The sequence below is a fragment of the Nocardioides psychrotolerans genome (genome assembly GCF_943371775.1).
GTDB lineage: Bacteria > Actinomycetota > Actinomycetes > Propionibacteriales > Nocardioidaceae > Nocardioides > Nocardioides psychrotolerans_A.
Window position 1 is genome coordinate 35,698 of the sequence record NZ_CALRWD010000015.1, and the last position, 12,921, is coordinate 48,618.

9 protein-coding genes are annotated in these 12,921 nt (G+C 71.8%); 8 read left to right on the plus strand and 1 reads right to left on the minus strand.

All coding sequences use genetic code 11. The features are described 5' to 3' along the window. The first annotated feature begins 44 nt into the window (after positions 1-44). The 5 genes from AAG827_RS06615 to AAG827_RS06635 all read left to right on the plus strand — a co-directional run bounded on the left by AAG827_RS06615 (position 45) and on the right by AAG827_RS06635 (position 4,060). Positions 45-230, plus strand: a complete 186-nt coding sequence (locus AAG827_RS06615) for a hypothetical protein (RefSeq protein ID WP_341925087.1) — start codon at positions 45-47, stop codon at positions 228-230. Between the two features lie 127 nt (positions 231-357). After that, positions 358-1,860 carry a hypothetical protein gene (locus tag AAG827_RS06620; RefSeq protein WP_341925088.1) on the plus strand — a complete coding sequence of 501 codons (1,503 nt, stop codon included), beginning with the start codon at positions 358-360 and terminating at the stop codon, positions 1,858-1,860. A gap of 24 nt (positions 1,861-1,884) precedes the next feature. Then, complete coding sequence (locus AAG827_RS06625) at positions 1,885-2,727, plus strand: PhzF family phenazine biosynthesis protein (RefSeq protein WP_341925089.1); 843 nt, start codon at positions 1,885-1,887, stop codon at positions 2,725-2,727. Positions 2,728-2,754: 27 nt separating this feature from the next. Then, positions 2,755-3,549: a thymidylate synthase gene (locus AAG827_RS06630; protein WP_341925090.1), complete on the plus strand. Its 795-nt coding sequence runs from the start codon at positions 2,755-2,757 to the stop codon at positions 3,547-3,549. Between the two features lie 46 nt (positions 3,550-3,595). Next, positions 3,596-4,060 carry a dihydrofolate reductase gene (locus AAG827_RS06635; RefSeq protein ID WP_341925120.1) on the plus strand — a complete coding sequence of 155 codons (465 nt, stop codon included), beginning with the start codon at positions 3,596-3,598 and terminating at the stop codon, positions 4,058-4,060. A 190-nt stretch (positions 4,061-4,250) separates the two neighbouring features. Here AAG827_RS06635 and AAG827_RS06640 read toward each other — a convergent pair whose 3' ends face one another. After that, positions 4,251-4,886 (minus strand): TIGR03085 family metal-binding protein, encoded by a 636-nt coding sequence (locus AAG827_RS06640; RefSeq protein WP_341925091.1) that lies wholly within the window; start codon positions 4,884-4,886, stop codon positions 4,251-4,253. A gap of 128 nt (positions 4,887-5,014) precedes the next feature. Here AAG827_RS06640 and AAG827_RS06645 point away from each other — a divergent pair, with 128 nt between their 5' ends. The 3 genes from AAG827_RS06645 (at position 5,015) to AAG827_RS06655 (ending at position 12,880) form a co-directional block, all read left to right on the plus strand. Further along, entirely contained in the window at positions 5,015-6,856 is a 1,842-nt protein-coding gene (locus tag AAG827_RS06645; protein WP_341925092.1) for an ABC transporter ATP-binding protein, read from the plus strand. After that, a complete protein-coding gene (locus tag AAG827_RS06650; RefSeq protein WP_341925093.1) occupies positions 6,853-8,667 on the plus strand; it encodes an ABC transporter ATP-binding protein in 1,815 nt (604 codons plus the stop codon). Before AAG827_RS06645 ends, AAG827_RS06650 begins: the two co-directional genes overlap by 4 nt. Before the next feature lie 235 nt (positions 8,668-8,902). Further along, positions 8,903-12,880, plus strand: a complete 3,978-nt coding sequence (locus tag AAG827_RS06655) for a carboxypeptidase regulatory-like domain-containing protein (protein WP_341925094.1) — start codon at positions 8,903-8,905, stop codon at positions 12,878-12,880. Positions 12,881-12,921: the final 41 nt, after the last annotated feature.

Consider the following 12,921-nt stretch of genomic DNA (forward strand, 5'->3'; position numbering starts at 1 on the left):
AGCCCCGGAGAGGACCACCCATGGGACGTCCAGAACCAACCCCGATGCGAGTCCTCGACCGCCCTCTGACCTGCGTCGTGTGCGCCGGTGACCGCTTCACCGAGCGATCCATCACGATCATCACGTCGGGCCTCGCCAACAGCGGGTTCAACAAGAGCGGTCAGGCCGTCACCTGCGCTGCCTGTGGTTACATCCACCAGTTCGTGACCGGAAGCGTCAGCCCCGGCTGACGGGAGCGGCCCGAGGCATCCGCCGGGTCGAGGGCTCCGAATACCCTGACGACAGGGCAGCCCGTGGGAGGGACAGCGCCGCGCTCACGGCCTGGGTCGTGGTGCAGGGGACCGAGGAGCGACAGTCATGCGCGACGAGGGCGACTTCGAGGCCTACGCCGTCGCGCGCTGGACCACCCTGGTGCGCACCACCGTCCTGCTCGGCTCCCGCCCCGACGTCGCCCCCCGCCTGGCCCGCTCGACCCTGGGTCTGCTGCGCGCAGGGTGGGGCCGGCGAGACGAGCTCGGTGACCTCGACGTCCACCTCTTCCGCACGCTGCTCGACGTCCGCCGCGACGACCGGTCTGCCTGGTGGGCGACGGACGCCCCCGACGACGGGTGGCCGCTCGACCCGCAGTGGCCCACGCTCTCCGCCTCGCTCGACACCCTCGGGCCGGTCGACCGGGCCGCGTTGGTCCTGCGGTCGGTCGCCGGCCTCGCGACCGAGCAGGTCGAGCTGGTGCTCGGGCGCGAGCTCGGTCCCGCGCCGTCGGACGACTCCCTGCGCCGCGTCTCCGAGTCCCTCCACGTCACCCCGCTCGTGCTCGCTGACGTGGCCACCGAGCAGCGGGCCGACCGCCGCGCCCGCGTGCGTCGTACGACGGTCACGGCGGGCGCCGTCGTCGCCGTGCTCGCCGTCGTGGTCGGTGGCGCGACCTGGTGGGGCACCCGACCCGAGCCGGTCCCGTTGCTGGCCGACGTGCCCGTGGAGCGCGCGAGCAACCCCGCCCCGGTCGGGTGGTACTCCGACGACGTCCTCCACCTCGCCGAGGTCGAGCTCCGGATCGAGGCGCTGCGCACGTTCTTCGAGGTGGACGACGGGGCGGTCTACACCGACGCCGTGGGGGAGATCGTCCACGTCGACCTCGAGGGGGCGCGCACGTCGATCGGGAAGCAGCGGCTCGACGGCACCTTCCAGGTCTCCGCCGAGGAGCGACTGGTCGCGTGGGTCGACCAGACCGGCCGCCCGGAACTCCGGGTGTGGGACCTCGACGCAGGACAGGTGGTGGGCACGGTCGCCCTGCCCGACGACGAGGACATCGACGTGGTCGGGCTCGACGGCGGGACGGTCTACTACGTGACCCAGGGGCGCAACTACGCCTTCGACGTCGAGGAGGGTGGGGAGGTCGAGCTCGCGGCGCCCAAGGTGCTCGACGTCGCGAGCGGTGCCGTGGCGCGCCAGGACGAGGGTGCGGTGAGCGTCGCCAGCCCGCGTGAGGCGGAGGACGAGATCGTGACCGTGCCCGGGGTCGGTGCGGAGCTGTCGCCCGACGGGGAGCTGGTGCTGACGCGCACGATCAACCCCGTCAGCGAGGTCGGCACGCTGCGGCTGTGGGACGTGGGCTCGCAGGCCGAGCTCCACACCGGGCTGTCCACCACCGACACCGTCTACGCCGCGCACCTGCAGGTCGACGGCGCGGCGACCTACCTCGTGGAGCTGGCGCAGCCCGACCCCGACGACGGGCCGCGCCTGTCCAACGCCGGCAGCCTCCAGCTGACCTCCTGCACCGCTCCCCGTCCGGGGTTCGCGACGGCCTGCGAGGTGGTGCTGACCTTCCCGCGCAGCACGACGTGGGCGTTGGCCCAGTAGAGATCGGCCCAGTAGCGTGACGGCGTGCGCGCCTTCCGCCAGGTCGATGTCTTCTCGCCCCTGCCCCTGCTGGGCAACCCGGTCGCGGTGGTCCACGACGCCGACGGCCTGACCGACGAGCAGATGGCGGCCTTCGCGCGCTGGACCAACCTGTCGGAGACCACGTTCCTGATGGCACCGACCACGCCGGACGCCGACTACCGGCTGCGGATCTGGACCCCGGGCGGCGAGCTGCCCTTCGCCGGCCACCCGACGCTCGGCAGCGCGCACGCCTGGCTCGAGGCCGGGGGAGAGCCAGCGGTGGCCGACACGGTCGTGCAGGAGTGCGGTGCCGGGCTGGTGCCGGTGCGGCGTGGGGAGCGGCTGGCGTTCGCCGCCCCGCCGTTGCTGCGCTCGGGTCCGGTGGAGGACGCCGACCTGGCGCGGATCGCTGCGGCGCTGGCGATCGGCGTGGACGAGGTCGTCGACGCCGCGTGGATCGACAACGGCCCCGGTTGGGTCGGGGTGCTGCTGCGCGACGCCGACGCCGTGCTCGCCGTACGCCCCGACCTGGCGCTGTTCGGCGACCTCGACGTCGGCGTCGTCGGGCTCTATCCGCAGGGAGCCGGGGACGGTGCGGTCGCGGAGGTCCGTGCGTTCTGCCCCGGGCTCGGGGTGGTGGAGGACCCGGTCACCGGCAGCCTCAACGCCGGGATCGCCCAGTGGCTGGCGGGCTCGCGCCTGCCCACGTCGTACGTCGCGTCGCAGGGCACGGTGATGGGCCGCCGGGGTCGCGTCCACGTCGACGTCCTGGGCGACGGGCCCTCTCGCGCGGTCTGGGTGGGCGGCGACACCCTCACGACGGTCGTCGGGACGGTCGCCCTCTGACCCGTCCCCGGACGGTAGGTTGGGCTCATGCAGCAGTACCTCGATCTCCTGACGCGGGTCCTCGACGAGGGGGTCGACAAGGGTGATCGCACGGGCACCGGCACGCGCAGCGTCTTCGGCCACCAGATGCGCTTCGACCTCACCGACGGCTTCCCGCTCGTGACCACCAAGAAGGTGCACACCCGCTCGGTCTTCGCCGAGCTGCTGTGGTTCCTCCGGGGAGACACCAACGTGAAGTGGCTCCAGGACCGCGGCGTCACGATCTGGGACGAGTGGGCTGACGCCGACGGCGACCTCGGGCCCGTCTACGGCTACCAGTGGCGCTCGTGGCCGACGCCCGACGGTCGTCACGTCGACCAGATCGCCCAGGTCGTCGAGCAGATCCGCCGCGACCCCGACTCGCGCCGCCACATCGTCTCCGCGTGGAACGTCGCCGACATCCCGCGGATGGCGCTGGCGCCGTGCCACACGATGTTCCAGTTCTACGTCGCCCAGGGCCGACTGTCGTGCCAGCTCTACCAGCGCTCCGCCGACATCTTCCTCGGCGTGCCGTTCAACATCGCCTCCTACGCGCTGCTGACCCACATGGTCGCCCAGGTGACCGGGCTCGAGGTCGGCGACTTCGTGCACACCCTCGGCGACGCGCACCTCTACTCCAACCACGTCGACCAGGCCCGGCTGCAGCTCACGCGTGAGCCGCGCGCGCTGCCGCGGCTGGTGCTCGACCCCTCGGTGACGGCGCTGGACGCCTTCGACCTCGAGCACGTCGCGGTCGAGGGCTACGACCCGCACCCGGGCATCAAGGCACCGATCGCCGTATGACGACCCGCATGATGCTGCAGTGACTCCCGGCGGCAAGCGCGTCGTGATGGTCGCGGCGGTCGCCGACAACGGCGTCATCGGTGCCTCCGGCGACATCCCGTGGCGCATCCCCGAGGACTTCGCGCACTTCAAGGCCACGACGCTGGGGCACACGATGGTCATGGGGCGCGCGACCTACGACTCGATCGGGCGACCTCTGCCCGGGCGCACCACGATCGTCCTCACCCGCGACCCGTCGTGGAGCGCCGAGGGCGTGCTGGTCGCGCCGTCGTTCGCGGCGGCCCTCGCGCTGGCCGACGACCTCCCCGGCGAGGTGATGGTCGTGGGCGGCTCGCTGGTCTACGAGGACGCGCTGCCCCTCGCCGACGAGCAGGTGCTCACCGAGGTCCACCTCACGCCCGAGGGCGACACGTTCTACCCGGAGGTCGACCGAGCCGACTGGGTCGAGGCGCGGCGCGAGGCGCTCGACGGCTACGACCGCGTCTGGCTGGTCCGCAGACCCACCCCCTGAACGCCGAGTCGGCGCAATGTTGCACGGCCCGTGCCGAGTCGGCGCAATGTTGCACGGCCCGTGCCGAGTCGGCGCAATGTTGCACGGTGGTCGGCCCCCGCGGGCTGCAACATCGCGCCGACTCGGCGTACAGGCTGCAACATCGCGCCGACTCGGCGTCCGGGTTGACGGCACCGCGTGAGGCATGACCTCAGAAGCCGAGGTCGGCGCCGCGCAGCGCGGTGACCTTCTCGGCCGGCCCCTCGAACGTCAGGTCGTGCAGCTGGCGGCGCCCGAAGAGGAACAAGCTCACCTCGGTCGGGCTGCCCACGACCGTCACCGGGTCCTCCCCGCGGCGCATCGTGACCTCCGTGCCCGTGTCGGCGCGCCGGATCCGCACCGGCACCCCCGCCGGGCGCACCAGGGCACGGCCACCGATGCGGATCGCGGTCCAGATCGCGTCGTCGTCGGCCGGGGTGCGCTCACGCGGCCGCCAGCCGGGCTGCGCGCGGCGCAGGTCCTCGTGGTGGACGAGATACTCCAAGGTGTTGCCCAGCACCTCCACCGGCCACAGGGCGTACGGCGTGAGGCCGGGCTCCCGCAGCCGCTCGACGAGCACCGCGAAGTCTCGGCGCATGACGCGTGCCATCGCCCGGTCGGTCAGCGGGGCGAAGGTCTCCATCGCGATCCCGAGAGCCCCGAGCGGGCTGTGCTCGCGCACGAGCAGGTGGGCGACGAGATGCTGGGCGTCCCAGTCACCGCACAGGGTCGGCGCGTCCTCGCCGAGCACGAGGGCCAGGTCGCACAGGTCGTGACGTTCGCGGCGGGCGAGGGTGGGGGAGCGCATCGCCTCAGCCTAGGGACCGGCCGTCGGGCACGGCGTACGGGACGGGTGGGGGATTGGGTGTTGTCGGTGCCCGGGAATAGCCTTCCTCGCGCGACGGTTGGCGCCGTCAACGGATGAGTCAGGGAGACATGAGCGACGAGCGAGCAGACGGCCGGGGGTCGACCCGAGCCGGTTTCGCCGTCCTCGGGGTGGCCATCAGGCGCGAGCCCTGGATCTTCACGCTGTCGACGCTCGGGAGCGTGCTCTTCGGTGCGCTGACCGTGGCCGACGCGTGGGTGCTGGGCTGGTCCACCGACAACGTCGTGCTGCCCGCCTTCGAGACCGGTGAGGTGGGGGCGGGGTCGCTCGTCGCCATCCTCGCGCTCTTCCTCGGCGTCGCGATCCTGCGCGCGGTCGGCATCGTCGCGCGCCGACTCGGGGCCGGGATCATGCAATACCGCATGCAGGCCCGCACCCGTCGCGCTGTGACCCGGCAATACCTCTCGCTGCCCATGGAGTGGCACCAGCGCCACCCGACGGGCGAGCTGCTGAGCAACGCCAACTCCGACGTCGAGGCCGCCTGGGGGCCGATCGCGCCGCTCCCGATGGCCGTCGGCACGGTCGCGATGATGGTGATCGCGGTCGTCCAGATGTTCCTGGCCGACCTGGTGCTCGCGCTGGTCGGGCTGCTGGTCTTCCCGGCCGTCATCGCGGTCAACGTCATCTACCAGCACCTCGCGCAGGGCTGGATGACCCGGGCGCAGCAGCTGCGGGCCGAGGTCAGCGAGATCGCCCACGAGTCCTTCGACGGAGCGATGGTCGTCAAGACCCTCGGCCGCGAGCCGGAGGAGACCGCGCGCTTCGCCGCCAAGGCCGAGGAGCTGCGCGACGTCAACATCCGCGTCGGGCGGATCCGGGCCGCCTTCGACCCGGCGCTCGCGGCACTGCCCGGCATCGGGGTGCTCTTCGTCCTCGCCTTCGGCGTCTCGCGCGTGCTCAGCGGCGCCACCGACGCCGGCGACGTCGTGACGGTCGCCTACCTCCTGACCATCGTCTCCTTCCCGATCCGCTCGATCGGCTGGCTGCTCGGCGAGTTCCCCCGCAGCGTCGTCGGCTACCGCCGCGTCCGCGCCGTCCTCGACGCCTCCGGCGAGATGGTCTTTGGCGAGTCCCCGGCGACCGCGGGACGCTCCGGGGCCCGGCTGGACGTCGACGGCCTCGGCTACCGCTACGTCCCCGACCAGCCGCTGCTCGAGGACCTGTCCTTCAGCGTCGAGCCCGGCCGCACGGTCGCGCTCGTGGGGGCGACCGCGTCGGGCAAGAGCACCCTCACGACCCTGCTCACCCGTCTCGTCGACCCCGACTCCGGACAGGTCGTGGTCGACGGGACCGACGTGCGCGACCTCGCCCCCGGGCAGCTGGCGTCCATGGTCTCGCTCGTGCCACAGACCGCGTTCCTCTTCGACGACACGGTGCGCGGCAACATCACGCTCGGCGCCGACGTCAGTGACGCTGACGTGTGGGAGGCCCTGCGCATCGCCCAGGGCGACGGCTTCGTCGCGGCCCTTCCCGACGGTCTCGACGCCCGTCTGGGGGAGCGCGGCACATCGCTGTCCGGCGGGCAGCGCCAGCGCATCTCGCTGGCCCGCGCCCTCGTACGCCGCCCGCGGCTGCTGATCCTGGACGACGCCACCTCCGCGGTCGACCCCGAGGTCGAAGCCCGGATCCTCGCCGGCCTTCGCTCGGGTCTGGCCGCCGGGGAGGGTGACGACGCGAGCGGGTCCACCCTGGTCGTCGTCGCCTACCGCAAGGCGACGATCGGGCTGGCCGACGAGGTGCTCCACCTCGAGGACGGCCGCATCGCCGACCGTGGCACCCACGCCGAGCTCCTCGCGCGCAACCCGTCCTACGCCCACCTGGTCAACGCCTACGAGCAGGACCCCGAGCACGCCGGCCACGCCGGCCCCGGAGGAGAGGGGGTGCGGACATGACGACCACCCAGCAGCCCAAGGCCGACGGCTCGACGGTCATGGAGACCGGCGAGGACATCGGCGCGATGGAGACCATCCGTCGAGGCATCGGCCACTCGCCCGAGCTCAAGGAAGGCATCCGCGGCACCCTCCTGCTGGCCGTCCTCGCATCGGTCGGTCAGGTCATCGTGCCGATCGCCGTCCAGCAGACCCTCGACCGCGGGCTCAACGGTCCGGACGGACCCGACGTGTCCTACACGGCCTGGATGGGGGTGGCGGCCGCCGTCGGCATCCTGATCACCAGCTATGCCTCCTACGCGATGACGACGCGCCTCTTCACCACCTCCGAGCGGGGCCTGGCGACGCTGCGCATCAAGGCCTTCCGCCACGTCCACGACCTGCCGCTCCTCACGCAGAACACCGAGCGCCGTGGCGCTCTCGTCTCCCGTGTCACGAGTGACGTCGACCAGGTCAGCCAGTTCCTCGTGTTCGGTGGGCTGCTCTTCGTCGTGAGCGTCGGCCAGGTCCTGATCGCGACGATCGTGATGCTGTTCTACAGCTGGCAGCTCGCCCTCGTGGTGTGGCTGTGCTTCGCGCCCCTGTTCCTCTCGTTGCGTTTCTTCCAGCGCAAGCTGTCCGATGCCTACAGCACCGTTCGACGCCAGGTGGGCTTCCTGCTCTCGGCGATCTCCGAGCCCGTCGTCGGTGCCGCGGTCGTGCGCTCCTACGCCGTCGAGGCCCGCACGCAGACCCGCATCGACGAGGCCATCTCAGCTCACCAGGTCGCCAGCACCCGCGCCCAGGGCTTCACCGCCTTCTCGTTCTCCCTCGGCGGCGTCTCGGCCGGCCTGGCCAACGCCGGAGTGCTGATCGTCGGCATCTGGCTCGGCTTCGCCGGCGACATCACCGCCGGTGAGGTGCTGGCCTTCGCGTTCCTCGTGACGCTCTTCGTCGGCCCCGTCCAGATGGGCACCCAGATCCTCACCGACGCGCAGAACGCCATCGCCGGCTGGCGTCGCGTCATCGGCATCCTCGACACCCCCGCCGACCTCGTCGACCCGGGTGCCGACGGCGAGGTGCTGCCGCGCGGCCCGATCGACGTACGGTTCGAGGACGTGGAGTTCGCCTATCCCGGTGGCCCCCCGGTCCTGCGTGACGTCACGCTCGCCATCGACGCTGGTCGCCGCGTCGCGATCGTGGGGGAGACCGGCTCGGGCAAGTCCACCTTCGCCAAGCTCCTCACCCGGCTGATGGATCCCTCGAGCGGGTCGGTCCTGCTCGACGGCGTCGACGTGCGACAGATCTCCGAGCGGTCGCTGCGCAAGAGCGTCGTGCTGGTGCCGCAGGAGGGCTTCCTCTTCGACGACACGATCACCGCCAACGTCCGCTACGGCAAGCTCGACGCCACGGAGGCCGAGATCCTCGCCAGCGCCGAGGAGCTGGGCCTCTCGGACTGGGTCGCCGGCCTGCCGCACGGCCTCGAGACCCTGGTCGGTCAGCGTGGTGAGTCGCTCTCCGCCGGGGAGCGCCAGCTGGTCGCGCTGCTGCGCGCCCACCTCGCCGACCCCGACCTGCTGGTCCTCGACGAGGCCACCAGCGCCGTCGACCCCGCTCTCGAGATGCGCATCGGCCGTGCGCTCGAGCGTCTGATGAGCGGCCGCACGTCGGTCACCATCGCCCACCGCCTCTCCACCGCCGAGGGCGCTGACGAGGTCGTGGTCGTCGACCAGGGCCGCGTGGTGCAGCGTGGTCACCACAGCGTGCTGAGGGCCGAGGAGGGCTCGGTCTACGCCGGGCTGCACGCCTCGTGGGTCGCCCAGCAGGGGCAGTAACGCATCACCGCATTTCAGCGCAGCAGAATGCGTCGAATGGGTGGTCCCGGTTTAGTCCACCGGGACTAATTTGCCCCCTTGGGCATTGATTTCGTGTGACAGCGATAACACCCTCCCCGACCCGCCGTTGTGTGCGTGCCGGCCCAGACGCGGGCCTGCCGGTGCTCCCCGGAAGAGGTATCCCCCCATGCGTTCTGCTGCATCCTCGTCAGCCCTGAGACGAGCCCTCCCTGTCGTGTTCCTCGCAGTGCTCGCGCTGTTGATGGGTGGGCTCGCGCCCGCCCAGGCCGCCGGGATCGTGTCCGGCAAGGTCACGGATGCCTCGGCGATTGGTGGCCCCGGGCTCGGTGGCGTCACGGTCACGTTGACTCCCCAGGCGCCGACGACCGGTGCGACGCAGACCGCCACCACCGCCAGCGACGGCTCGTATGCCTTCACCAGCGCCCCCAACGGCTCCTATGCCGTGAAGTTCCAGAAGGCCGCCTACGACCCTCAGGACGGTCCCGTCATCACGTTCGCTGACGCGGCGCCGGACAGGACGGGAACGGACGCGGCGCTAGAGAACACCACGCAAAGCCAGATCGGCGGTCGGGTGGAGAACATCGCCGACACCGGGCTGCAGGACGTCACCGTGACCGTCCAGCGACGCGTCGCATCCGGCTCGAGCGCGGAGCCGACCTACCAGGACGTAGCGACGACCACGACCAAGCCCAACGGCACCTGGGCAGTCTTCGTGCCTTTCGGCTCCTACGTCGTGCGTTTCACGGCGTCGGCCTTCAGCACTGCTTACTACAAGGCGGACACGGAGTTCGGTGCCGCGGATCCCGACGACGCCGGCGCAAGCGATGTGGAGAAGGGCGCGCCGACCGGTGGCCTGGACGTCACGATGCGGGCCAACAACGTCGCGTTCTCCGGCAAGGTCGTCACCGGCGCCGCCAAGGATCCTGTCTCCGGCGTCCAGGTGCGCGTCGAGTACTCCGTCACCCAGGCGTCGGGCATCGTGACCCAGGAGGTCGCGGCCTCGACCACGACCGCGCAGAACGGCACCTACTCCCTGGCCGCACCCACGGCTGCCGGTCGCTCCTACACGATCAGCTACATCTCGACCGGCTTCCCGACCCGCTTCTACACCGACCCCACTGCGCCGGCACCGGCCCCCACCGAGGGAACCCCTGACCGCGCTGGCGCACGCACCTTCCCGGCCGAGCCCGGCAGCACCACGCTCGCCGATCTGCGCCTGGTCCCCGGCAGCGCCGTCACTGGCCGCGTGACCGACGTGGGGGGAGCCCCCCTCAGTGGCGTTGCCGTCACCCCCGTCGTCTTCGAGACGACCCCGACGCCGTGGGGCCCGACCGCGATCGCGGGCGCGGTCACGACCCGCGCCGACGGTACCTACGAGGTGCCGGTCGCTCAAAGCAATCAGCCCTTCCGGCTGCGCTTCACCAGCCCCGGCCGCACCACCACGTTCTTCCCCAGCGCCAGCGTCGCGGAGGAGGGCACCAACATCTCCGTCGCCGCCAACCAGGTGCTGTCCGGGCGCGACGTGGTCCTGCCCAACCTGAGCCTGTTGTCCGGGACCGTCACAGAGCCCAATGGCGCGGTCACCACGTCGGTCGCCGGCGCCACCGTCAAGCCTTACCGCCTCGTCACCTTCACCACCGCTGGTGAGCAGGGAGGACCCTCGCGCACCGAGTGGCGCCAGGTCCTCACGCCCACCGGATCGCCCCTGGCCGCGAACGTCACCTCCGGTGCCGGCTACTCCCTCGCGCTGCCGGCAGGCTCCTACCGCCTGCGCTTCGACGGTCCCGGCTTCGGTGAGCGCGGCTTCCTGCCCGGTCTCGTGGGCCTTGACGATGCGCCGTCGGTCACGGTTGCCCGCCAGCAGTCCCTGACCGGCCAGGCGTTCGCCCTCTCGGGCAAGCAGCTCCTGCAGGGCACCGTCTCCAACGGCGCCGGCGCGCCTGTGCCCGGCACGCCCGTGTTCCCCGCCTACCGCTTCGTCGCGGACGTCGAGGACGGCGCTCCGGTCACCGAGCTCGTCGACCCCACTTCGTTCTCGCAGCCTGTGACGCAGGCTGACGGGTCCTACTCGCTGACCGTGCGCCATCGCACCTACCGTGTAAAGGCCGGGTCGGCCGACGCCGTGCGCTACTCCCCGCGCGCGACGTCCTTCGAGGAGGCCGACGAGGTGGTCGTGGCGGACAACGTCGTCACCGGCGTCGACATCGAGCTCGCGACCGGGGCCCCCTCCAACATCCACCTGCCGTGGATCTCGGGCCTCAACCAGCAGGGCCAGACCCTGACGGCCAACAACGGCACCTGGTCGCGCGACGACCTGACGTTCACCTACGCGTGGTTCGGCGTGGACACCGACGGCAACCGCACCGCCAACCCCGTCTCGACCGCGCGGACGTACACCATCCCGGCGGCACCGATCCTGCCCCTCCCGGGCGGAGGCTCGACGGCGTCGGCCTTCTACGACCTGATCGTGACCGCGTCGGCGACGGGCGAGACCGCAGTGCCCGCCACGGCCAAGCGCACGGGTCGTGTGGGCGCAGGCACCCCCGACATCGAGAACCGCCAGATCCCGATCGTGACCGGCAAGGCTGCGGTGGGGGAGACCCTGACCGGCACCGACGGTCAGTGGAGCAAGGCGGGGACCTACACCTACCAGTGGTTCGCCGGAGCCCAGGCGATCACGGGTGCCACGAGCAAGACCTTCACCATCACGTCGGCCCAGCTGGGCAAGCAGCTCAAGCTGCGGGTCACCGAGACGAGCGGGTCGACCCCCTCGGGTGGTGAGGTCGTCGACTCGAAGTCCACGGTCCAGGTCGTCTCCGGCGCGCTGCGCAACACGGCCCTGCCGACGATCACCGGTGAGACCAAGGTCGGCAAGACGCTGACCGCGACCCCCGGCACGTGGTCGACGCCCAGCCCGACGTTCGCCTACCAGTGGCTGGCCAACGGCCAGGTCATCAGCGGTGCCACGGCGATCACGTTCGTGCCGACGGCGGCCGAGGCAGGCAAGAGCCTCGTGGTCCGCGTGATCGCAACGTCGCCCGGCTTCAGCTCGGGGGTGGCCTCCTCCGCGCCGACCGAGGCCATCGGCACCGACGCGATCGTCAACAACGCCCTGCCGACTATCTCCGGCTCCCCGGTGGTGGGCGGGACGCTGACCACGACCAACGGCACCTGGACCCCGGTCCCGACGTCGTTCGCCTACCAGTGGCTCGCCGACGGTACGGCGATCAGCGGGGCGACCGCCGCCTCCTACGTCCCCGTCGCGGGTGACGTCGGCAAGCGGCTGTCGGTCCGCGTGACAGCCAAGCGCGCCGGGAGCTCCGACGGTGTCGCGACCTCGACCCAGACGGTCGCCGTCAAGCAGTCCGACTTCGTCAACAACACCGCGCCGATCGTCTCCGGCACGGCCGCGGTCGGCTCGCCCCTGACGGCCAGCACCGGCACGTGGACGCCGACCCCGACGTCCTTCGGCTACCAGTGGCTGGCCGACGGGACGCCGATCGCCGGCGCGACGGGCACGTCGTACACACCGGTCGCCGGCAACGTGGGTCGCCGGATCTCTGTGACGGTCACCGCCCGCAAGGACGGTCTCGCCGACGGCACGGCCACCTCGCTGCAGACCGCTGCGGTCACCGACGAGCCGGCCGCAGAGCCGGTCGAGGTCACCTCGGGTCCGCGCATCGCCGGCACCCCGCGGCCGGGCAACATCCTGGTCGCCAACGCCGGCAGCTTCACGCCCTCCACGGCGCGTGCCACCTTCCAGTGGCTGCGCTCGGGCGTGCCGGTGCCGGGCGAGACCGACGGCACCTACGCCGTCGGTGGCAACGACCTCGGCACGCGACTGTCGGTGCGAGTGACCTACACGCCGACGTCCGGCGACCCCGTGGTCCGCACGTCGTCCGCCACGGCGCTGGTCAAGACCGCCGCGGTGCTCACGACTCGGGTCGTCGGCGAGCAGCGTCCCCTGACCCTCAACGTCCGGGTGCGCGCCGACAACGCCAACCCCGTGCAGGGCACGGTGCGCGTGCTCAGCGACGGCGTGCAGGTCGCCAGCGGGAAGCTGCGCAACGGCCAGGTCGTGCTGCGACTGCGCGGGCTCAAGCCCGGACGCCAGGTCGTCAAGGTGGTCTACGGCGGCGAGGCCCGGGTCATCGGCCAGAGCGTCGTGCGCAAGGTCACCGTCCGACGATGACCGCGGGGGCGTGACGGTTCGTCAGGCATGAGGCAGGGCGG

Bases quoted from the DNA above. Each gene is read 5' to 3' on its own strand.
- AAG827_RS06640 (WP_341925091.1), bottom strand. From the start codon at position 4,886: ATGCGCTCCCCCACCCTCGCCCGCCGCGAACGTCACGACCTGTGCGAC.
- AAG827_RS06650 (WP_341925093.1), top strand. From the start codon at position 6,853: ATGACGACCACCCAGCAGCCCAAGGCCGACGGCTCGACGGTCATGGAG.
- AAG827_RS06615 (WP_341925087.1), top strand. From the start codon at position 45: ATGCGAGTCCTCGACCGCCCTCTGACCTGCGTCGTGTGCGCCGGTGAC.
- AAG827_RS06635 (WP_341925120.1), top strand. From the start codon at position 3,596: ATGGTCGCGGCGGTCGCCGACAACGGCGTCATCGGTGCCTCCGGCGAC.
- AAG827_RS06645 (WP_341925092.1), top strand. From the start codon at position 5,015: ATGAGCGACGAGCGAGCAGACGGCCGGGGGTCGACCCGAGCCGGTTTC.
- AAG827_RS06630 (WP_341925090.1), top strand. From the start codon at position 2,755: ATGCAGCAGTACCTCGATCTCCTGACGCGGGTCCTCGACGAGGGGGTC.
- AAG827_RS06620 (WP_341925088.1), top strand. From the start codon at position 358: ATGCGCGACGAGGGCGACTTCGAGGCCTACGCCGTCGCGCGCTGGACC.